Origin of the sequence: Gordonia sp. DT219, from assembly GCF_049847065.1 — a bacterium.
Lineage (GTDB): Bacteria > Actinomycetota > Actinomycetes > Mycobacteriales > Mycobacteriaceae > Gordonia.
This window is the reverse complement of record NZ_JBNCNR010000004.1, coordinates 251426-270840: the sequence shown is the minus strand read 5'-3', so window position 1 is coordinate 270840 and position 19415 is coordinate 251426. Positions and strand designations below refer to the sequence as shown.

The 19415-nt window shown below is 67.8% G+C and carries 22 protein-coding genes; 13 read left to right on the top strand and 9 right to left on the bottom strand.

Annotated elements, in window-relative coordinates; genetic code table 11:
- Positions 1-6 precede the first annotated feature (6 nt).
- The 3 genes from ACPXB3_RS08805 to ACPXB3_RS08795 all read right to left on the bottom strand — a co-directional run bounded on the left by ACPXB3_RS08805 (position 7) and on the right by ACPXB3_RS08795 (position 2625).
- A complete protein-coding gene (locus tag ACPXB3_RS08805) occupies positions 7-1278 on the bottom strand; it encodes an AI-2E family transporter (protein ID WP_425727384.1) in 1272 nt (423 codons plus the stop codon).
- A 191-nt stretch (positions 1279-1469) separates the two neighbouring features.
- The gene (locus ACPXB3_RS08800; protein ID WP_425727383.1) at positions 1470-1937 is read right to left on the bottom strand and encodes a hypothetical protein; all 468 of its coding nucleotides are present in this window, start codon (positions 1935-1937) and stop codon (positions 1470-1472) included.
- Positions 1918-2625: an RNA polymerase sigma factor gene (locus tag ACPXB3_RS08795; protein WP_425727382.1), complete on the bottom strand. Its 708-nt coding sequence runs from the start codon at positions 2623-2625 to the stop codon at positions 1918-1920. The genes ACPXB3_RS08800 and ACPXB3_RS08795 overlap by 20 nt, the downstream gene beginning before the upstream one ends.
- A 154-nt stretch (positions 2626-2779) precedes the next feature.
- Between ACPXB3_RS08795 and ACPXB3_RS08790 the strand changes: the two genes are divergently transcribed.
- The 7 genes from ACPXB3_RS08790 to ACPXB3_RS08760 are packed head-to-tail and all read left to right on the top strand — an operon-like array spanning position 2780 to position 6936.
- The gene (locus ACPXB3_RS08790; RefSeq protein ID WP_425703912.1) at positions 2780-3271 is read left to right on the top strand and encodes an Asp23/Gls24 family envelope stress response protein; all 492 of its coding nucleotides are present in this window, start codon (positions 2780-2782) and stop codon (positions 3269-3271) included.
- Positions 3271-3684, top strand: coding sequence for a hypothetical protein (locus ACPXB3_RS08785; RefSeq protein WP_425727381.1), 414 nt, complete (start codon positions 3271-3273; stop codon positions 3682-3684). The genes ACPXB3_RS08790 and ACPXB3_RS08785 overlap by 1 nt, the downstream gene beginning before the upstream one ends.
- Positions 3681-3863 (top strand): DUF2273 domain-containing protein, encoded by a 183-nt coding sequence (locus ACPXB3_RS08780; protein ID WP_425703910.1) that lies wholly within the window; start codon positions 3681-3683, stop codon positions 3861-3863. The genes ACPXB3_RS08785 and ACPXB3_RS08780 overlap by 4 nt, the downstream gene beginning before the upstream one ends.
- Positions 3856-4413 (top strand): Asp23/Gls24 family envelope stress response protein, encoded by a 558-nt coding sequence (locus tag ACPXB3_RS08775; protein WP_425727380.1) that lies wholly within the window; start codon positions 3856-3858, stop codon positions 4411-4413. Before ACPXB3_RS08780 ends, ACPXB3_RS08775 begins: the two co-directional genes overlap by 8 nt.
- Positions 4410-5012, top strand: coding sequence for a DUF6286 domain-containing protein (locus tag ACPXB3_RS08770; protein ID WP_425727379.1), 603 nt, complete (start codon positions 4410-4412; stop codon positions 5010-5012). The genes ACPXB3_RS08775 and ACPXB3_RS08770 overlap by 4 nt, the downstream gene beginning before the upstream one ends.
- Positions 5009-5566: a hypothetical protein gene (locus ACPXB3_RS08765; RefSeq protein WP_425727378.1), complete on the top strand. Its 558-nt coding sequence runs from the start codon at positions 5009-5011 to the stop codon at positions 5564-5566. Before ACPXB3_RS08770 ends, ACPXB3_RS08765 begins: the two co-directional genes overlap by 4 nt.
- On the top strand, positions 5563-6936 hold the full coding sequence (locus ACPXB3_RS08760) for a hypothetical protein (RefSeq protein ID WP_425727377.1): 1374 nt from the start codon (positions 5563-5565) through the stop codon (positions 6934-6936). The genes ACPXB3_RS08765 and ACPXB3_RS08760 overlap by 4 nt, the downstream gene beginning before the upstream one ends.
- On the opposite strand, the gene ACPXB3_RS08755 is transcribed toward ACPXB3_RS08760, so the two are convergent.
- Together ACPXB3_RS08755 and ACPXB3_RS08750 are read right to left on the bottom strand one after the other, a co-directional pair.
- Positions 6926-7882, bottom strand: a complete 957-nt coding sequence (locus ACPXB3_RS08755) for a hypothetical protein (RefSeq protein WP_425703905.1) — start codon at positions 7880-7882, stop codon at positions 6926-6928. The two genes, ACPXB3_RS08760 and ACPXB3_RS08755, sit on opposite strands and share 11 nt — an antisense overlap.
- A gap of 9 nt (positions 7883-7891) precedes the next feature.
- Positions 7892-8476: an HhH-GPD-type base excision DNA repair protein gene (locus ACPXB3_RS08750; protein ID WP_425727376.1), complete on the bottom strand. Its 585-nt coding sequence runs from the start codon at positions 8474-8476 to the stop codon at positions 7892-7894.
- 95 nt (positions 8477-8571) lie between these two features.
- Between ACPXB3_RS08750 and ACPXB3_RS08745 the strand changes: the two genes are divergently transcribed.
- Together ACPXB3_RS08745 and ACPXB3_RS08740 are read left to right on the top strand one after the other, a co-directional pair.
- Positions 8572-9024 carry a hypothetical protein gene (locus ACPXB3_RS08745; RefSeq protein ID WP_425703986.1) on the top strand — a complete coding sequence of 151 codons (453 nt, stop codon included), beginning with the start codon at positions 8572-8574 and terminating at the stop codon, positions 9022-9024.
- Between the two features lie 178 nt (positions 9025-9202).
- Positions 9203-10687, top strand: a complete 1485-nt coding sequence (locus ACPXB3_RS08740) for a sugar porter family MFS transporter (RefSeq protein WP_425703903.1) — start codon at positions 9203-9205, stop codon at positions 10685-10687.
- A 30-nt stretch (positions 10688-10717) separates the two neighbouring features.
- Here the strand turns inward: ACPXB3_RS08740 and ACPXB3_RS08735 are convergent, their stop codons facing one another.
- The 4 genes from ACPXB3_RS08735 to ACPXB3_RS08720 all read right to left on the bottom strand — a co-directional run bounded on the left by ACPXB3_RS08735 (position 10718) and on the right by ACPXB3_RS08720 (position 14738).
- Positions 10718-11404, bottom strand: a complete 687-nt coding sequence (locus ACPXB3_RS08735) for a lysoplasmalogenase family protein (protein ID WP_425727375.1) — start codon at positions 11402-11404, stop codon at positions 10718-10720.
- Positions 11401-12663, bottom strand: a complete 1263-nt coding sequence (locus tag ACPXB3_RS08730; protein WP_425727374.1) for an alpha/beta hydrolase family protein — start codon at positions 12661-12663, stop codon at positions 11401-11403. Before ACPXB3_RS08730 ends, ACPXB3_RS08735 begins: the two co-directional genes overlap by 4 nt.
- Positions 12664-12701: 38 nt before the next feature.
- Positions 12702-13658, bottom strand: a complete 957-nt coding sequence (locus tag ACPXB3_RS08725; RefSeq protein WP_425727373.1) for a hypothetical protein — start codon at positions 13656-13658, stop codon at positions 12702-12704.
- A gap of 234 nt (positions 13659-13892) precedes the next feature.
- A complete protein-coding gene (locus ACPXB3_RS08720; protein WP_425703985.1) occupies positions 13893-14738 on the bottom strand; it encodes a hypothetical protein in 846 nt (281 codons plus the stop codon).
- Between the two features lie 450 nt (positions 14739-15188).
- Between ACPXB3_RS08720 and ACPXB3_RS08715 the strand changes: the two genes are divergently transcribed.
- The 4 genes from ACPXB3_RS08715 to ACPXB3_RS08700 are packed head-to-tail and all read left to right on the top strand — an operon-like array spanning position 15189 to position 19379.
- Entirely contained in the window at positions 15189-16256 is a 1068-nt protein-coding gene (locus ACPXB3_RS08715; protein WP_425703899.1) for a thiamine ABC transporter substrate-binding protein, read from the top strand.
- Positions 16232-17935, top strand: coding sequence for an ABC transporter permease (locus ACPXB3_RS08710; RefSeq protein ID WP_425727398.1), 1704 nt, complete (start codon positions 16232-16234; stop codon positions 17933-17935). The genes ACPXB3_RS08715 and ACPXB3_RS08710 overlap by 25 nt, the downstream gene beginning before the upstream one ends.
- On the top strand, positions 17935-18963 hold the full coding sequence (locus ACPXB3_RS08705) for an ABC transporter ATP-binding protein (protein ID WP_425727372.1): 1029 nt from the start codon (positions 17935-17937) through the stop codon (positions 18961-18963). The genes ACPXB3_RS08710 and ACPXB3_RS08705 overlap by 1 nt, the downstream gene beginning before the upstream one ends.
- 5 nt (positions 18964-18968) lie before the next feature.
- Positions 18969-19379 carry a (deoxy)nucleoside triphosphate pyrophosphohydrolase gene (locus ACPXB3_RS08700; protein WP_425727371.1) on the top strand — a complete coding sequence of 137 codons (411 nt, stop codon included), beginning with the start codon at positions 18969-18971 and terminating at the stop codon, positions 19377-19379.
- Positions 19380-19415 lie beyond the last annotated feature (36 nt).

Sequence of the window (19415 nt, the reverse complement as noted above, 5' to 3'; positions counted from 1 at the left end):
GGCACCTCAGCGTTTGTCGGGACCCCTGTCCGCCGGCGGGGTGTTGTGCGCCGATGACGAGGCGTCGGCCCCGGTTCCGGCATCGGTGGGGGAGTCGGGTGGTGTCGCCTCCTCGCCTGCCGTGGTCGTCTTCTGTTCCGAACTCGCTGTCTCCGGCTCCGTTTTCGAGTTCTCGACCTTCGAACCCTTCGACGTGTCGCCTTGTGACGGCACCGTCGAAGTGAGCAGGACATCGGCCCAGCGCGTCGACGGATCGATGTCGATCAGCAACGCCTTGCACATGATGGTCAGCGGTACCGCGAGGATGGCCCCGAGCGGGCCGAGCACCCACGCCCAGAAGATCAGGGAGACGAAGGTGACCGTCGTCGACAACCCGACCGCGTCACCGACGAATTTGGGTTGGATCACCGACTGGATCACGATGTTGAGGACGCTGTAGATGACGATGACGACCAGCATCTGGGTGACCCCGCCGTCGAGCAACCCCAGCAACGCCGGTGGGATCACGCCGATGACGAAGCCGATGTTGGGGATGTAGTTGGTGATGAACGACAGCAGGCCCCACAGGATCGGCAGCGGAATACCGATGATGGCGAGGGCCACGCTGTCGAAGACCGCGACGATCAGACCGAACAGCGTCGACACCCACAGATAGCTGCGCGTGGCATGGGCGAAGGCGGTGAAGGCCGAGGCGATGTCGGGACGTTCGGTCCGCAGATACTCCATGCGCTCGCCGAATCCGACCGTGTCGGCCGCCATGAACAGCAGCAGTGCCAGAACCAGAATCAGCGACGACGCGACTCCCACGGTCGACTGCAACACGTCGGTGGCCGCGCTGAGGACCTTGCCGGAGTCGACATGATGCAGCATGTCCTGCACCTTCTGTTCACTGACGCCATGATCGGTCAGGAAGTGCTGGAAGTCCTTGACCAGGTTATCGAACTTGTCCTGGTAGTCGGGGAGGATCGTTGCGAACCGGGCGACCGAATATGCGAGCGCCGCGAACAGGCCGATCAGGATCCCGTATACCAGGGCGAGCACCACGATGAATGCCGACCACGCCGGTAAACCCTTGCGCCGCATCCAACTCGCCGCCGGAGCCACCGCCACGGTGAGCATCAACGCCAGGAAGGTCGGTGCCACGAGGGACGACACCTCCCGGACGCCGGCCACCGCGACGACCAGGCCGCCCAGCGAGAGCAGCACGATCGTGCCACGGGGTATCGACCACGCGGGCGGATCGCGTCGCGCCGCCATCGGGGTCCGGCGTCTGGCCATCGAGGTCCTCTCCTCCGGCGGCGGCGGTCCGCAGATCGTGCGGCTGCCGAGTTGGTGATGTCTGGCAAGAAGACTAGTGCCGGGTGCCCGTCGTGGGCGGTTCCGCCGCCATCGACGGTGGACAATCACCCGGGAGGGGTGACGGTCAGCTGATCGGTGAGGCGATCACCGAGCCGCGGTCGGCCCGAGGTTCACGCCGACCACTCGTGCGTCTCCAGGTCCTGCCAGCGCACGTCCAGATGTTGTGCAGCAGTGGCGGAGTGGTCGGGGCCGAGGACGGCGTTCAGGACGTCGGTGACGGTGTCGCGTACCCGTTCGGAATCGGTGGGCAGGACGTCACGATAACGCGCGATGAGTCCGATCCGGATGTGGTCCACGGCCCCGTCCGCGCCGTCGACGACGAGGTGCACGACCAGTCGCCCGAGCGTACGTCGGATGCGAATTGCCAAGAGCTGCTTGAGAACCCGATCCGAGATCCGGACTCCGGAGGTGTCGGTGTCCAAGGCGCGCCCGGGACGGCGGATGGTGCCGAGACTCGCCGTGATGGCGCCGACGAGGCGGTTCGCGTCGGCACTCAAGGAATTGTCGGGCCCGCCGAGTTCCCGGCCCGCGGCGACGAGCCAGGCGTCGGTCTGTTCGTCATCGATCTCGCTGTTCACGCCTGGACTCCTTTCCGCCGTGCCGGGAATCGGTGGACGTCGGTTCGCCGCCGCCGGGCCGCCACGGTGCCAGTCGGGCCGCCAGGTAGCGGCGAGTTCGCTGGAGGTGGCCGCGCACAGACCCCGTACTGATCTGCAGGACCCGCGAGATCTCGGTGAGGGACAGACCTTCGACCTCGCGCAACCACCACACCGCCCGGGCGTTCTGCGGGAGTGTGTTCAGTTCACCACCCAACGCCTCGACCAATGTCTTTCGCAGTGCCTCGTCCGACGGTAACGGTTCGGGCGCGGCCACGTCGAAGAATTGCTCTTCGGCCGTGGGGATGTCGCGTCGCCGGCGCCGGAAGTCGACGGTCTTGCGGTGGGCGATGGCGAACACCCACGTCTTGGTGCTGCTGCGAAATGCGAAGTCCGGCAGCCCGCGCCACGCGTCGAGGAGGGTGTCCTGGGCCAAATCCTCGGCCGTCTGCGGGTCGGGAACCATACGGCGCAGATAGCGCAACAACGGCGGGGACAGACGGGCGACGAGCTCGGTGAACGCCTCGGTGTCGCCCGCGGCCGCGGCACCGGCGAGTTCCTCGTCGGTCACCCCGGTCAGAGTGAGTTCCGGACCGGCCGGGTCGGCCGTCCCGGCGCCGGTACGTCCTGCGGCCGACGGGGGACTGTGATCCAATTCACTCGAATTCACGCGTGCACATTTCGGTTCCACTACGACTCACCCTATATCGGCGTCGCCCGCCCCAGGCCAGGACAACGATGAGGTCGTCACGGTCGTGGACGTCCGCCCGGGAGGCATACCGAAGCACTGTCCGTGAAAGTGGAATGAGTACAGAGGAGTTCTCGTGACCGAATCAGCCCAGAGCAAGGCGAAGACCGAAGCCGCGACGACCACCGAGCCGACCGGCAAGGGACTGGCACTGAGCAGCGAGAGCGGCGCGCCGGGTGCTCGCGGCAAGACCGTGATCGCCGACGCCGTGGTCGCCAAGATCGCCGGGATCGCGACCCGCGAGATCGACGGTGTCCATGATGTCGGTGGTGCCGCCGAACGCGTCGTCGGAAGGGTGCGCGAGGTCATCCCCGGCACCTCGGTGAGCACCACGCAGGGCATCAACGTCGAGGTCGGCGAGAAACAGGCCGCGGTCGACGTGTCGATCGTCGCCGACTTCGGTGTCGCCATTCACCAGTTGGCGGCGGCGATCCGGCGCAACGTGATCAACGCGATCGAATCGATGACCGGACTCGAGGTCACCGAGGTCAACGTGACCGTCCACGACGTCAGCTTCGGCGACGACGATGACGACGAGGACTCCGACGCCACGCCGCGCGTCCAGTGATGACCGTGCACGGCGAATCCGTGGGTGACCGTCCCGCCGACCGCTCCGGCGACCCCGCAGACCTCGCCCAGCGGGTCGCCGATGCGGCGACCGGCGTGGACGGCGTGGCGGATCTGCACGGTGGGGTGTTCGGCGAGATCGCCACCTATCTGCCGGGCGGCCGCGTCAGCGGGGTCCAACTCTCCGACGGCCGGGGTGAAGTGCATGTGATCGTCGATATCGACCATGATCTGCGCGCGGTGGCGGCGCAGGTGGCGCGCGTCGCGAGCGACGTCGCCGCGATGCCGATCGACGTCACGGTGGAGGACGTCAGTATCCCGGGAGTGGCAACCGAACAATCCCGCCCGGCCGGCCCCGACGGCAGTTCTGGGCGGGCCGGACCGGACTGGTACGACAGAGGTGGACAACGATGAGTAACAACGCAATTGTCGGTCTGTTCGTGGGCTTGCTGCTCGCGCTGGCCGTTACCACCGGCGGGTTCGGCGGCTTCGTGCTGGCCCTCGTTCTCGGTGGCATCGGATTGGCGCTGGGTCTGCAGCGAGACGGGGCCATCGACATCGGTGCTCTGTTGCGGGGCCGGAATCGTGGCTGAGTCGGCAACCGCATCACGGTCGCGGGTGACGGTCACCCGCGGCGCGCGTACCCACGACCCGGGTGTCGTCGGGACCGCAGCGCAGGCCACCGGAGATGCCAAGGGGGCGTTGGTGATCGCCGACCGCGTCGGTGCCAAGATCGCCCGTCGCGCGGCGCTGGGGATCGACGGCGTCATCCGCCACAGCAACGCGATCGGATCACTACTCGGACCCGGCTCGCTCGGTGCCGCATATCCTTCGGTGCGGGTCGACATGTCGGATACGGCACCGCAGGTGGAGGTGACCATCGCGTTGAGGTGGCCGTGTGCAGTGGCGCAGGTATGCCGGGACGTACGTACGCATGTCGCCGACGAACTGGCCCGCCTCACCGGCATCCGGCCGTCCCGGGTCGACGTCACGGTCGCGACGATCACCACCGACTCCGACGACTCAGGGCCCCGGAACGGATTCATCGAACTGCCGGCCCTGCCTGCCGGCGCGCCAGAATCCGCCCAGAGTGCCGGGGACACAACGACTTCCGATTCGGCGGAGGAAGGGATCGACTCATGACCGCACCTCCGGATTCTGCGCAGCGTTCACGCGAGGAGATCGTCGCCGAGAACCAGGATCTCGCCGAGGGCAAGATATTCGCCCCGGCTGCCTATCCCGGTGCCGCAATCGTCGGAGCGGTGCTCGGTCTGCTGCTCATCGGACTGGCATGTATCGGGATCCGGGATCTCATCGTCCGTGTCGGTTGGCTCGACGGGAGTTCCTGGACACAGAATTCCGCGGCGTGGATCGCCGAACGCACCTGGCAGACGTGGATGTGGCCGGTCGCGGTCATCCTGGTGCTGCTCGGACTGTGGTTGTTGTGGCTGGCGGTCAAACCGCGGCGGCGCACACATGTGCAGCTCGGCGACTATCAGGTGATGTGGACGCGCCGCGGAGACGTCGCCCGGCGGGCGAGCGCGGCGTTGCTGACGGTGACCGGCGTCGACCACGCGACCACCGTGGTCGGGCGTCGCCGGGCCAAGGTCACCGTGACCGTCTCCGGCGAGGTCGACAAAACGCTCCTGCACGACCGGGCGACCGAGGCCATCTCGCCACTGAAACACCCACCCCGCGTCAAGATCCGACGCGTCGTCAGAAGCAGGGAGGTGCGTTCATGAACCGACTTCCCGTGATGGTGCACCGGCTGACCGCCGCCGTGATCGGATTGGCGTGCATTGTCATCGGCATCGGCGCCCTCGGCTGGCAACTCGACATCACCCCGATCAAGGGCTGGGTCGACGCGCTCGATCCGACGTGGGCGACCACCGCAACCGCCGCGGACTGGTGGTGGGCGGCACTTCTGGGCGCCGTGGTCGTCGCTCTGGTGTGGGGTGTGAGTCTGCTCGGCGCCGCCGCACGTCCCGGCAAGGTCGACGACCTGATCCTGACCGGCAGCGGTGCCGACGGCATCCTGACCGTCCCACCGAAGCTGATCGCCGCCGCCGTCGCCGACGAACTGTCGGGCAAGACGATGTTCGACGAGGCGTCGGTGCGCGCACTCGACGACCGCGGCCGCAGCATCATCCGGATCGACGTGACCGCCCCGCCGCGGTACTCGTACGGCCAGATCGCCGAGGTCCTCGGGCCCGCCGTGGACGACATTCGACGCGCCGTCGACGGCGCCGACATCCACGTGCAGGCATTGGTGCATCTGCGCAATCAGGACAAGTGAGGTTGCGTTCGGCTCGGATGTCGGCGGTCGACGCCCAGTGGTACTGGATGTCGCCGACGATGCGCAGTGACCAGTTCCTGCTGTATGGGTTTGCCACGGCGAGCGCATCTCTCGAGGAGATCGCCGCGCAGGTCCGGACCCACGCGGTGACGATCGACGACCTGTGTCGGCGGGTCGATGATGTACCCGTAGGCCTCGACCGACCCTACTGGGGTCGGGCTCCGGTCACCGAAGACCAGGTGCGACTGACGCATGGTCCGATGACCTGGCAGAGCTGCCTGGACCGCGTCGCCGCGTCGATCGACGACCAACTCGATGCGCGACAACGGATGTGGCGACTGCACCTGTACGGCCCGGTGTCGGCGCCGGCGGGTGTACCCGGTGACGCGCTGGTCGTGGCGATCCTGCAGATCGCACACGCACTCGGCGACGGCCGGCGCTCGTCGGCAATTGCCCGAAAGCTCTTCGGTGCGAAGGAGAGCGGCGGTTCATCCGCTGCGGATCCCGTCGATACCCTGGCCGTGCCCGACGGGCGGGTATGTCCGGAGCCGCTGCGGCGCGCGGCTACGGCGCTGATCGGTGCCCTGCGCCTTCCGGTCGACACGGCACGCATGATCTCTTGGGGAGCAGTGGCATTCGGGCGTCACCGCAGGCGCCCGGCACCGACGACCACGGGAGTCGGCCCCACCCCGATCAATCGTCCGCACGGCGTCGAGCGTCGGTTACGCACTGTTACCGTTCCGGCGGATGCACTCACCGCACGGGGGCGCAGCGTCACCGTCGGCGCCCTCATCGCGATCTCCATCGCGCTGTCCCGCTATCTGGGCGATCCGAGGACCCCGGTCACCGTCACGCTGGCCGTGGCCTACGAGGGCGACCGCCGGCCCGTCGGCAACTTGTCGCGCAATGACTTTCGGAACGTCAGCATCAATCTGCGCACCGACCTCGACAATCTCGAGGAGCGGGCGGCCGCGATTGCCGATGCCATCGTCGCGGCCCGGGCCGCTGCGCCCGATCCGGTGATCGAAGCGGGTCGTCGCGCCGAACATGTCACTCCGGCCCCGCTGCGGATCCTCGGCGCGCGGCAGGCCGGGCGGGGCGAACCGCCGGAACGGATCGACGGGATCAGCGTCGTGTCATCGGTGAACCGTGGGCCGGCCGATCTGGCCCTCGGGGGCGGCGAATCGGTCGTCACCGCAGGATTTCCCGCGCTCTCGCCGGTGCACGGACTCAATCATGGGATCCATGGAATCGGTGGGCGCGTGAGTATTTCGGTGATCGCCGCGCCCGACGTGTGTCCCGACATCGACCGGTACATGGCGCTGTTGTCCGGCGCGGTTGCGGCCGGCGGCGGTCGGATCACGGAGTGATCTGCGGTGGCCCCTCGTGTCCGCCATGGTCGCGGGCCGGTGTGCCGGGAACGTTGCCGCCCTTCGATCCGCGTGTCAGCCGCTTCGGTAGTCGCTCGGCCAGTCCGCCCAGCGGCGCGACGGTCTGATTGAGCAGATCGACCGTCTCGGCCAGTTCGTGCACGGTGTCTTGCATCGCAAGCAGATTCGGCGCCAACTGGCCGATCACCTCGGTGAGTTCGGTGATGCGGTCGAGGGGGCCGCCCGGGGCGATGGCGCGCTCCACTGCGCCGTTCTCGCCGACGAGTTGATCGAGTAGGCCGCCGTCGATGGCGAGCCGATCGAGTATGCCGCCATCCGCACTCACCTTCTCCAGCACGCCGTCGGGTGCGGTGAGCTTGTCGATGATGCCGTCCGGCGACGTCAGCCGTTCGAGAATGCCCTCGTTCTCGGTGAATTGGTCGATCACCCCGCCGGTACGGGTGAGCCGGTCGAGCGGGCCGTCCTTGGCGGTCAGCCGGGTCAGGATGCCGCCGTCCTCCGACATCTGGTCCAGGATGCCGCCCGGAGCCGTCAGCTTCTCGAGGAGGCCGTTCTTGGCGGTCAGCCGATCGATCACCCCGCCCGGAATCAGGAGCCGTTCGAGCGGGCCGCCGGGAGCGATGATCCGGCCGAACGGACGGTCCGGCCCGAGCAGGTCGGCCAATTGCCCGAGTAGTGCCAACGGGGCGCCGGTGCCACCGAAATCGCCGCCGGGGATGCCGAGTGCATTGGTCACCTCGTGCTGCACGCTGCCTGCGGTGATGCGGGCGATGTTGATGGCCGATTCGGCAGCGGTCAGCGACACGCCGGTGACCGCAAAGCCCAACTGGAACGGGAACTCCACCAGCGAACGCAGACCGATCGGCCCAGTCGCTCCGCGGTCGGCCGACGAACTGTTCTTGTGATCGGCGTCGGAAGAATTCATGCGCGAACCCTAGCGTCCGCGGGCCGCGGACTCGGCCTTGGTCGCGGCCTTCGCCGCCTTCTTGAATTCGCGGACCCGCTGCAGCGAGTCGGCGTCGGTTACGTCGGCGACCGACCGGAAGCCGTCCTTGCCGTAATCCCCGACGACCTCGGTCCAGCCGTCCGGTGTCACCCCGAGTTGCTTGGCCACCAGCGCGGTGAAGATCTTGGCCTTCTGTTCGCCGAAGCCCGGCAACGCCCGCAGCCGGGCCAGCAGTTGCGCACCGCTGGTGGCCTCGGTCCAGATCCGTGACGCGTCACCGTAGTACTCGTCGACGACGGCGCGGGCCACTTCTTGTACCCGGCCGGCCATCGACCGGCCGTACCGGTGGATGGCCGGCGGGGTGGCGCAGAGGTCGGCGAACTCCGCCGGATCGGCGGCAGCGATCGCGGCCGGATCGAGGCTGCCGAAGCGGTCCTTGATCTTGGCGGGGCCCGCGAACGCCCGTTCCATCGGGAACTGCTGATCCAACAGCATTCCGGTGAGCAGTGCGAACGGATCCGACGACAACAACTCGTCGGCGACGGGATCCTGGGCAATCTGCAATTTCGCCATGACCTCAGCGTAGTGCCCCTACACTGAGCCGCATGCTGCGTGGGTCCGTGCATTTCAGACGTTTGTGGGCGCAGGCCATTGCTGTGCTGTCATCGATGGTCGTTGCGCTCGGGTTGGCGGTGACCGGCATCGGCTCTGCGTCGGCTCTACCCGACGCAGAGCCGAACCACGTCACGACCCTGCGGTGTGACAGCGCCAATCCGTGGCCGGCGCCCCGCATTCCCGTGTGGGTCGACGTGTACAACCAGATCGCCTTCCCGTCCGACGGTTTACCCGGACCGGCGATCTCGTTGGTCGGCTCGTCGCGGGATCGGCCCGGCGTTCTGGAGTACACCATCGACGTCCGGGTGTCGTGGCGCAATCTGGCGACCGGACGTACCGGGACCGTCGACGTGCCGGCCCGAAACCAGGTCGTCTCATGGGAAGTGGTGCTCCATCCGGGAAGCGGTCCGGTGGCGTTCAGCATCGATCAGAAGATCGGTGCGCTGGCATTTGTCCCGATGGTCAATCCGCAGTATTCGAGTTGTCGCGGGCGGGCCACCGCCTGATGCGTCGGCCGATGTATCGGTGAGATCGCGGGGTGCGGACACCACCGGAAATTGTTGGCACGCCGGTGCGCGAATTCCGCAGGGGCCGCTTACCTGACGGGGTAGCGTGATCACAGGTAGCGATCACAGGTAGCCCGAGGGGGCCCCGTACCGGGCCCGAAGAGATGGGGTTCGGATCATGTCAGAAGCGCACAACGCCGAGATCGACGCACAACACACGGCGAAGGTCATCGGCGTTTCCATCGCCGCCGCAGTGGGCGGCTTTCTCTTCGGATTCGACAGCTCGGTCATCAACGGAGCGGTCAATTCCATCCAGGACACCTTCCATCTGGGTTTCCTGCTCAACGGATTCGCCGTCGCCGTCGCCCTTCTGGGCTGCGCGGTGGGTGCGTGGTTCGCCGGTCGTCTGGCCGATATGTGGGGCCGCAAACGCGTCATGCTGTTGGGTTCGGTGCTGTTCATCATCTCGGCCATCGGTACCGCCTATACGCAGACGCTGTGGGATCTGTTGCTGTGGCGCATTCTCGGCGGACTCGGCATCGGCATCGCGTCGGTGATCGCGCCCGCCTACATCTCCGAGATCGCGCCCGCCCGCTACCGCGGTGCGCTGGCCTCCATGCAGCAACTCGCGATCACGCTGGGCATCTTCGCCGCGCTTCTCTCGGATACCTTGTTACAGAACCACGCTGGGGGACCGGATAACCAACTGTGGTGGGGCCTGGATGCGTGGCGGTGGATGTTCCTCGTCGGGGTCGTGCCCGCGCTCGTCTACGGTCTGCTCGCGCTGTCCATCCCGGAGTCACCGCGTTACCTCGTCGGACGCAACCGAGATGAGGAGGCCGCGCGAATCCTGCAGGAGGTGACCGGTGAGGCCAATCCGCTCGAGCGGGTGCGAGAAATCCGGCTGACCGTCAAGCGCGACCGCGCCAGCTCGCTCAGCGACATCCGCGGACCATCGTTCGGTTTGCATCCGTTGATCTGGGTCGGAATCTGGCTGGCCGTCTTTCAGCAGTTCGTCGGAATCAATGCGATCTTCTATTATTCGACGACCCTGTGGCAGTCGGTCGGATTCTCCACCGACGACGCCTTCACCACCTCGGTCATCACCGCGGTGATCAATGTCGTCATGACCTTTGTGGCCATTCTGTTCGTCGACCGGATCGGCCGACGCATCCTGCTGCTGTGGGGATCGGTGGGGATGTTCATCGGCCTCGTGATGGCGTGCGTGGCGTTCACCCAGGCGGTCACCACCGTGGTCGACGGTGAGCCCAAGACCTCGCTGTCCGATCCGTGGGGTCCGCTGGCCCTGGTCGGGGCCAACCTGTTCGTGGTGGCCTTCGCCTCTACCTGGGGGCCGATCATGTGGGTGATGCTGGGGGAGATGTTCCCCAACCGCATCCGCGGGGTGGCGCTCGGTGTCTGCACGGCGTTCAACTGGATCGCCAATTTCATCATCTCGATGCTCTTCCCCCAGATGAGCAAGGTCCTCGGCCTCGGCTGGATCTACGGCTTCTTCGCCTTCTGCGCGGCCGCGTCGTTCTTCTTCGTGCGGTACAAGGTCCGTGAGACCAAGGGCATGGAACTCGAGGACATGGACGCCGTCGCCGACTCGCAGTTGTCGGCATTGCAGGAGCGCTACGCCGCCAAGGCCAAGTCCCGCTGAGGTTCTCGTCGAGTCGCTCGCGGGTCGGTGTCAGCCGAGGTTCTCGACGAGCAGTGCCTGCGCGGTGAAGTAGGAGGCGAGGACCCACACCTCGGCTGCCCGTCGCAGCGCCGGATCGTGCATCAGATGGCGTCGGTTCAGGATGCTCAGATCTGAGGCGAGAAAAAGTATTCCGCCCGCGCGTAGACCTGGTTGTCCCGACGGTGCGGCGCCTGAGAGCGCCGACATCAGGGCGAGTGTGTGGCCGTAGGGGCCGAGTATCGCGAGCAGTCGGGGCCGGTGATAACCGATGACGGTTGCCGACTCGGCGAGTGCGAGCATTCGCGGCGCCAGGCCGGACGTCCCGGCTCGGGCACCACGCCGCCACAGGAGCATGCTGTAGGAGACCTGGGCGCCGGCGAACAACGCGGCGCCCAGCGCCAGGCGAAAGTCTTTCTGCGTCAATGGGTGTGCGAGTGGAAGCCGTGTGTACCGGTCGTCCGGGCCGATCGGGGCGAACTCCTCGAGCAGCATCGCCCGGTCGCCGGCCGCCGAGCAGGCGAGCGCGGTCGCCAGCAACGCCGATTCGACCGCCGGCCGCGTACGCCATCCGCGTGCTGCATCGACGGCGAGTAGCGCGAGGGGAACCGGCTTGGTCAGCGATGCGATACGTCGTGAGCCGTAGGCGCCGGCGACCGACGCGATCGCGGCGGCGACGGTGTAGGCCGCGCGTCTCACCGCATCACCCGGGACACGAAGTCGCGGGTGTTGTCGGCGGCCAGCGATGCTGCCTGCGTCCCGTTGAGGGTCAGATACGTGCGGCCATCGACGCGGCTGTCGGCGGTCCGGGCCTCATTGATGTATTTGAGTGACAGCGGCACAACGACATCGGGGTCTTGCAATGTCTGGGTCATCAGGACCGGGCGGGTGAATCCGCGGGTCGGCAGCGTCGACGCCGACGCCAGCGTCCGGGTCAGTGCGGTGTTGTCGGCGAGTGGCCTGCTGAACAACGATCCGAGCGTGACACCGGTGACGGCGCGTGTGAGATCTCCGACGCAGAGGTTGCGCGCCTTGGCGATCCAGGAACGGCCGGTGTCGGTGAGGTATCCGCCGAGGCCGAGGTCGGGATGTGCGCTGTCGATGGCGGCGAGCGTGTAGAGCGCGTCGGAGACCCACCCGGATGGCGCGGTGATGGAGGTAGTGGGCCCGAGATCGGTGAGCAGTGTGGCGAATTCGGCGGGTATCGACGTGGCTGCGCTTCCGCGGTAGTCGAGGTTCGCGCCCTGCAGTTCGGGGGCGGTGCGCGCCAGCGCGATGGCTGCCGACCCGCCCTGACCTTCGCCGACGACCGCCCATTTGCCGGAGAGTTGATCGGAGAGATCGTGGCCGGCCCGGACCGCGTCGACGATGTTGTGTGCGGTGGTATCGACGTCGTAATACTGTGGCGTTCCGCTGGTTCCGAGACCGGTGTAGTCGGTGGTCACGACCGCGTACCCACGACCGAGCCAGGTGCGGAGCTGATCCACATCGGTGTCGGTGGGGTGCAGGGTGGGTGCGCAACCATCGGCGAGACCACGAGATCCATGCGCCCACACCACCAGTGGGTAACCGCCCGCGGGTGCCGATGGCGTCGGCAGGTACAGCGTTCCGGTACTCAGATGCCGGTCGCCGTCGGCGCCGGCACTCCAATAGGTGAACAGGTTGCCCGCCCGTGCGCCGGCGACGAGACGAGAACCGGGGAGCTGGCGGTTGGCGTACACCGAGCCGGCTTGCTGGTCTGCGGTGGGAGCCGTTGTGGTCGTAGCCGTTGTGGTCGTAGTCGTTGTGGTCGTTCCGGTGGAGGCGGTCGCGGAGTCCGCGTCCGGGCCGGCGTGAGCGACGCCGATCACCGAGCCGGTGATACCTCCGGACACCGCGAGCGCAGTGCTGAGGGCGGCGACGGTCAGCCGGGTTCTGGTGGCCACCCATCCGGGTCGGCGGCGCAGGGTGATCGTCATGGTGAGGTCGTCATCGTGTCGTCGTCATCGTGTGGTCGTCATCGTGTGGTCGTCATGGAGGTGTCGACGACGCCGACGGCGGGCAGGAAGAAGCAGGTCTGCGAGCCATTGCGGGCGGTGCCGTACACCGCGGAGAGGATGGTGCCCTTGCCGGTGTTGACCGGGGCGAGACGAATGCCCCCGAGGCCGGGTACCAGCTTGGCCAACAGGGCGCTTTGCGGACCACCCACCGGGTTGAGGTCGGCGAAGCCACCTTGCAGGGTGGTGGTGTTGAACCACGCCACCTGGATCTTCCCGTCGGTGGTGTCGGCGGCGGGAACGAATGCATATCCGGTATGGCCGTCGGGGACGAGATTGATCGGCGCGAGTGGATCGATCTTGACACCGGGGATCAGCTGCAAGATCTGGTTGATGTCGCTCGTCGGTTCGCGCTTGAGTGGCCAGGGTCCGGGCGCCGCACCCGCCCCGGCGGTGACGAGACCCAACGGATTGTCGTCGGTCGGTGCGGCGCAGAACGGTGCGACCGACGGACTGAAGGTCTGAATTCCGGCCGTACGCAACAGGCTCAGCGGATCGGCATCCGCGGCCACCTGGCGTGCTCCGGCGGCCGGTGCGGTGCCGGTGGAGAGTTCGCCGAGCGGCAACTGGCCGAAGGACCCGGTGATCTGGTCGGGCGAGATCTGTCCGAGGCTGTTCTTGACGGCCTCGGCGGCCTTGAGTGCGGCCTGATCGACGCCGGCGGCCTTGAGTTTGCGGACGGCGTCGGCGAGTTCGCTGTCGAGCGGGACGGCCTCGGCTTCGAGGTTGCTCAGCAGTTCCGTCCCCGACGGCTGGTCGGTCTGGGCCGGGGGAGCGGCGTGTGCAAGGCCGGCGCCGCCGAGCGCGAGCGTCGTCGCCATCGCTGCCGCGGCGACACCTCGTCCCCAGCGTCGCGTCGTTGGGGACAGGCGCGCGGTGGGTGATGAACTCGGCGTGGGACGCGACACGGCGGACATGGGTTCTCCTCGAACGGCGGTACGGCTGCGGTCGCGAGTCGGATACGACCGCTGATACTACTGTGACAGGTGATGCTGAAGTTAAAACAAAGCACGGCTGTTGTCACATCGACAAGTCGCGAGTCCGAGTTGTGACGCGGCTGCGACCGGCGAGAGACCGTCGACGATCGGGGATAGAGCGCAGACGGCGCCCCGGCCGAATGGCCGGGGCGCCGTCGCGATTGTCAGATGGGATCAGATGATCGCGGTGCCGATCGTCGGTGCGATGGTGCAGGTCATGACCTTGCCCTTGGTCTTGGTCGTGAGGTCACCGTAGATGGTCGAGATGATGCGGCCCTTGCCTGTGCGCGCGATACCGGTGAACGTGCCCGGCCCGTCCTGGGCGTTGATCCGGGCATTGCGCGTCAGTGGCTGCTGACCGGTACGCCCGTTGTCGATGTTGAGCCAGCTCACCCACAGTTTGCGTGCGGGATTGTCGACTGCCGGACCGGTGCCGAGGCTGGTGTAGACATAGCCCGCCTCGCCGACCTTGGGGCCGGGTGCCGGGGCGGCCTGCGGGCCGGCGGTGACGAGCGCGCGTCCCAGCGAGTTGCCGTTGCCGGGCATGCAGCCGAATCCGAGAGTGGGATAGAGGAACTGCTGGATGCGGGGTGCGTGGGGACCCTGCGGGATCACCGGGTCGCCGGGCTTGGCCACCCGGGTCGGCGCCTGGGCGGCCGCGAGCTGCTGGCGCCCGGGCTCACCGAGGAAGTCGGTGATCTGGCGCCAGATGTCCTTGATCTGCGGCGGCAATTGCGGATTGTCCGCCAGGGTCTGTGCCTGGTGAAGCAGATCGGCGTTGATGCGGCCGTCGGGCCCCGGTGTGGTGACCGCGCCGATGATGGCGGGTGCGAACGCGCCCAGGGAATCGAGGGTGCGCTGGTCGGGGGGCTGCTGGCGGGTGATCTGCTGGTCGGGCGACTGCTGGGTCGGGGCTGCTGGGGTGGCGGTGCTGGGGGCCGCCGAGGCGATCGCGGGGATGGCGAGCGACGTGGCGAGCGCGACGGCTGAGGCCGCGATCAGACGTCGTGATCGGCTCATCGAGACTGGCAGACGCACGAGGCGAAGTCCTATCAATGTCGGTGTGCGCCGAGATGATTCACGGCCCACGCTGGCGTTCTCTGACTCGGACGTCCCCCGACACCCGGACACACTGCGGCGTGGGCGAGTAATCGGACCCGGCGCTCGGTGAGCACACCGCGGACGTCGCGGGTCATTCTATGCCCCAAAGGTGGGGCGCTGTCCAGGCAGCCTAACGCTCCAGTGTGTTACAGAAGTGACAGTTGATGCAATTGTTATCGGCGGAAGTCGCGATGCCGGGTCGTCGGCCGGGGAATCACCTGGTTAGATCAACGCGAGTGCCGTCCGGCCGATTGTTGCGCCCGGTCCGGGCCGAAACCGGTACGGACCGCTGGGCGTGTCCCGGGGGGAACCCGGTCGCGCGCCGGGACTCAAGTGTCCATCGAGAACCGACATCGTCCAGGGAGCCCCGTGAGCACCAAGTCGTTCGTACGCAGGCCCGTTCGTCCCGTGGCCGCCACGCTTCGGCGGCTGTCGATCGCGGCCCTCGCCCTGGCCGCCGGGGCGACGGTGCTCACCGCGTGCGGCGAGGACTCCGCGTCGTCGGCCGAGATCACGATGCTCACACACGACTCGTTCAGCCTGCCGCAGTCGGTACTCGACAAGTTCCGCACCGACACCGGGCTGACGCTGAAGATCGTGAAGTCCGGTGACGCGGGCGCTCTCGCGTCCACGGTGTCGCTGACGCCGGGCTCACCGAAGGCCGATGTCGTCTACGGCATCGACAACACCTTCGCCTCACGGCCGATCGATGCCGGAGCGCTCACCCCCTACGATCCGCCCGCAGCCGCCGACGGTGCCGCACAGTTCGCCGTGCCCGACTCGAACCACGAACTCACCGCCGTCGACCGCGGCGACGTCTGCCTCAACATCGACAACAAGTGGTTCACCAGCCACCACCAGCAACCGCCGACGAGCGTGCGCGACCTGCGCAACCCGGCGTATGCCGCGCAGACGGCACTGATCGACCCGGGCACGTCCTCGCCCGGTATGGCGTTCCTGCTCGCCACGATCGGCATGTTCGGCAACGACTGGAAGTCCTACTGGCAGGCCGTCAACGCCGGCGGGGCAAGCATCGTGTCCGGCTGGGAGATCGCCTACAACCAGCTCTTCAGCGCTGGAGAAGGCAAGGGTCCCAAGCCGATCGTGCTGTCCTATGCGTCCTCGCCCGCCGCCACACCGGGCACCAGCGCACTGCTCGACGGATGTTTCCGGCAGGTCGAATACGTCGGAATCCTCAAGGGCACCAAGAACGAGAGCGGCGCGCGCAAGGCCGTCGATTTCATGCTGAGTCCGGACGTGCAGCGGGCGTTGCCGTCGTCGATGTACGTCTACCCGGTCCAGAAGAACACGCCACTGCCCGACGGCTGGGCGCAACAGGCGCCGCTGCCGCAGTGGACGGTCAGCATGCCGCCGAAATACATTGCCGACAACCGGGAGTCGTGGCTCGAACAGTGGCGCGCCGCGGTCGGTCGTTGATCGAATCGGCGACCGAACCCGGCACACCGCACAGCGGGGCAATCGAATCCAGGAATTCCGGCGGCCACGCGATCCCGACGCGCATCGCGACGACGGTGCGCAATGCCGTTCCGCTGCTGTTCCTCGGGATCTTCTTCCTGTGGCCGGTGGCGGCGCTGGTGCGCCGGGCGGTCGCCGTCAACTCCGCGGGCGACTCGGTGTTCACGTTGCTGGCGCGGACGCATGCGCTGCACCTGCTCGCTGTCACGCTGGGGCAGGCCGGTGCGTCCACCTTGGTGGCGTTGATCGTCGCCGCGCCGATCGTGTGGCTCTACGCCCGTCTGCCAGGTACGGGATCGGTGGTGCTGACGGTGATCGTGACCGTGCCGTTCGTATTGCCGAGCGTGGTCGTGGGAGTCGCCTTCCGCGCGTTGCTGAATGGGCCGCTCGCCGGTCTGGGGATGGGGAGCGGCTGGCCCGCGGTGCTCGCCGCGCACGCATTCCTCAACGTCGCGGTGGTGGTGCGGGTCGTCGGTGCGGCCTGGCGTTCGCAGGACACCCGTGCCGAGGAGGCGGCTCGAGTGCTCGGGGCCACCTGTACGCGCGCCTGGTTCTCGGTGGTGCTGCCGCGGCTGGTACCCGCGATCGGCGGCGCGGCCGCTCTGGTGTTCCTGTTCTGCTCCACCAGTTTCGGGGTGATCATCATCTTGGGCGGTGGCACCTTGCGAACGCTGGAAACCGAGATCTACACACAGGCCATCGGGTACTTCCGCATCCCCGAAGCGGTGATGCTGTCGCTGTTGCAGATCGTCGTGGTGGTCGCGGTGCTGTTGTGTACCAGGATCTTTGCCGGCCCGGCCGGGGCCCCGGGGACCGCGGGGGCGGGTCGGACGCCCGCGGCGGTGACGGGGCCGACGTGGATTCCGGTCGCCGCCGCCTGGGCCTGGAGCCTGCTGGTCCTCCTCGGGCCGATCGTCGTGCTGGCGCTGCGGTCGGTGCGCCCGAGTGCCGGCGGTGCATGGACGTTCGCCGGATACCGGGCCTTGGCCGAGCCCGTGAACGGGGTGACACCGCTTGCGACGCTGCGCTATTCGCTGACCAGCGCAGTGCTGGCGATGGTGATCGCTCTCGCGGTGGGTGTACTCGCGGCCATCGCCCTGCACCGATCGCACGGTGTCGCCGGTGCCCTGGGCAACCTGATCGCGATGGTCCCCCTCGGCATCAGTGCGGTCACCCTGGGCTTCGGCTACCTGATCGTGCTCGCCGCCCTGCCCGCCGAGGTCGCCGCATCGCCGGTGGTGATCCCGTGTGTGCAGGCGCTGATCGCCGTTCCCGTCGTCATCCGGATCGTCCTGCCCGCGCTGGAATCGGTGCCCGGCAGGCTACGGGAGGCGGCCGCGGTGCTCGGCGCCGGTCCGCTACGGGTCTTTTGTACCGTCGACCTGCCGCTGATCGGCAGATCTGTGGGTGCCGCAGGCGGATTCGCCTTTGTCATGGCGCTCGGTGAATTCGGTGCGACCAGCTTCCTGGCCCGTGCCGACACCACCACGCTGCCGGTGCTGATCGGTTCGGCGTTGAACCGTCCGGGGGCCACCGAGCTGGCCACCGCGATGGCGGCATCGACCCTGCTGGTCATCATCACCTCGCTCGCCGTGCTGGCGGTCGAGGTCGTCCGGCCACGCTCGGGGACACTGATCTGATGCTGGAGATCGAGCACATGAGCGTCGGCTACGGAACAGAGACCGTGATCGGTGACCTCAACTGGTCTGCGGGAGGCCAGGATTCGCTCGTCACCGCTCTTCTCGGGCCCTCCGGGTGCGGCAAGTCCACGCTGATCCGTGCGGTCGCCGGACTGCAACGCCCGGGCGCCGGCCGAATCCGCTTCGACGGAGCCGACCTCGCCGACGTGCCCGCCCATCGCCGCGACTTCGGCGTGGTGTTCCAGGACGGCCAGCTCTTCCCGGGCCGAACCGTGGCCGCCAACATTGCCTACGGGCTCCGGGTGCACCGATGGTCCCGATCCGACATGGCGGATCGCATCGGCGAGATGCTCGAGCTGGTGCGGCTGCCCGATACGTCGAAGCGGCGCGTCGAGGAACTCTCCGGTGGCCAGGCGCAGCGCGTCGCCCTCGCCCGCGCCCTGGCGCCCCGGCCCCGGTTGTTGCTGCTCGACGAGCCGCTGGCGGCACTGGATCGTCGACTGCGCGACAGTCTGGCCGTCGAGATCGCCGAGATCGTGCGGGCCGCACGGATTCCGACGATCGTCGTCACCCATGATCATGGCGAGGCGGCGTTGATGGCCGACTCCATCGCGGTGATGCGTGCCGGTGAGATCGTGCAGACCGCCCGGCCTGCCCAGCTGTGGCGGACGCCGACCGACGAGTGGACAGCGCGATTCTTGGGCTGTAGCAGCATCATCGACGCCCGCCGCACCGGATCGGGGCGCGCCGATACCGAATTCGGGCCGGTCGCCGTCGAGCTGTCCGGATCGACGGGACGGCTCGGACTGCGCGCCGAGTCGGTTCATGCCACACCGGTACCCGTGGGCGAAACCGGTAGCGGGGCAACGGGTACCGCGTTGGTGGTCGCGGATCTGCCGGGTGGGCCGCGCGTGCGCGTGGCCACCGGCCTCGGCGAGGTCGACGCGGTGGCCGCGGTGCCCGTGGCCGTCGGTGACCGGCTGGCCCTGACATTGGTGCCCGAACGTGTTGCGGTGGTGGGCCGGTGACGGCGGTGAGCAGAAGACACGTGCTGGCGGGCGCCATCGCCGACGAGCCCGGCACGCGGTTGCTGCTGGCGCAACGTGCGCGGCCGGCAGAACTGGCCGGCCTGTGGGAACTGCCGGGCGGCAAGGCCGAACCGGGGGAGGGTGACGAGGAAGCCCTACGACGCGAGCTCGCCGAGGAACTCGGTGTCGAGGTCATCGTCGGGGCGGCGTTGGCGCAACAGGTCCCGCTGAACGACGAACTCGTTCTCATCGCACGCTGGGTGCGGGTGATCGGCGGGCAACCCCAGGCCCGTGAACACCGCGCACTGCGGTGGGTCGACGCGAAGGCACTCACATCGATGGGCGAGCGCGGTGAACTCGTGCCCGCCGACACCGCGTGGATACCCGAACTGGCTGCCGGTTTGGGCGGCGTCTGATCCCGCGGCGTCAGCCCCTGGCCGCGGCGCGATAGA

Excerpts from the sequence above, each read along its gene's own strand:
- ACPXB3_RS08740 (WP_425703903.1), top strand. The coding sequence starts at position 9,203 with ATGTCAGAAGCGCACAACGCCGAGATCGACGCACAACACACGGCGAAG.
- ACPXB3_RS08720 (WP_425703985.1), bottom strand. The coding sequence starts at position 14,738 with ATGAGCCGATCACGACGTCTGATCGCGGCCTCAGCCGTCGCGCTCGCC.
- ACPXB3_RS08725 (WP_425727373.1), bottom strand. The coding sequence starts at position 13,658 with ATGTCCGCCGTGTCGCGTCCCACGCCGAGTTCATCACCCACCGCGCGC.
- ACPXB3_RS08805 (WP_425727384.1), bottom strand. The coding sequence starts at position 1,278 with ATGGCCAGACGCCGGACCCCGATGGCGGCGCGACGCGATCCGCCCGCG.
- ACPXB3_RS08755 (WP_425703905.1), bottom strand. The coding sequence starts at position 7,882 with ATGAATTCTTCCGACGCCGATCACAAGAACAGTTCGTCGGCCGACCGC.
- ACPXB3_RS08705 (WP_425727372.1), top strand. The coding sequence starts at position 17,935 with ATGCTGGAGATCGAGCACATGAGCGTCGGCTACGGAACAGAGACCGTG.
- ACPXB3_RS08770 (WP_425727379.1), top strand. The coding sequence starts at position 4,410 with ATGACCGCACCTCCGGATTCTGCGCAGCGTTCACGCGAGGAGATCGTC.
- ACPXB3_RS08745 (WP_425703986.1), top strand. The coding sequence starts at position 8,572 with ATGGTCGTTGCGCTCGGGTTGGCGGTGACCGGCATCGGCTCTGCGTCG.
- ACPXB3_RS08765 (WP_425727378.1), top strand. The coding sequence starts at position 5,009 with ATGAACCGACTTCCCGTGATGGTGCACCGGCTGACCGCCGCCGTGATC.
- ACPXB3_RS08780 (WP_425703910.1), top strand. The coding sequence starts at position 3,681 with ATGAGTAACAACGCAATTGTCGGTCTGTTCGTGGGCTTGCTGCTCGCG.
- ACPXB3_RS08750 (WP_425727376.1), bottom strand. The coding sequence starts at position 8,476 with ATGGCGAAATTGCAGATTGCCCAGGATCCCGTCGCCGACGAGTTGTTG.
- ACPXB3_RS08730 (WP_425727374.1), bottom strand. The coding sequence starts at position 12,663 with ATGACGATCACCCTGCGCCGCCGACCCGGATGGGTGGCCACCAGAACC.
- ACPXB3_RS08785 (WP_425727381.1), top strand. The coding sequence starts at position 3,271 with ATGACCGTGCACGGCGAATCCGTGGGTGACCGTCCCGCCGACCGCTCC.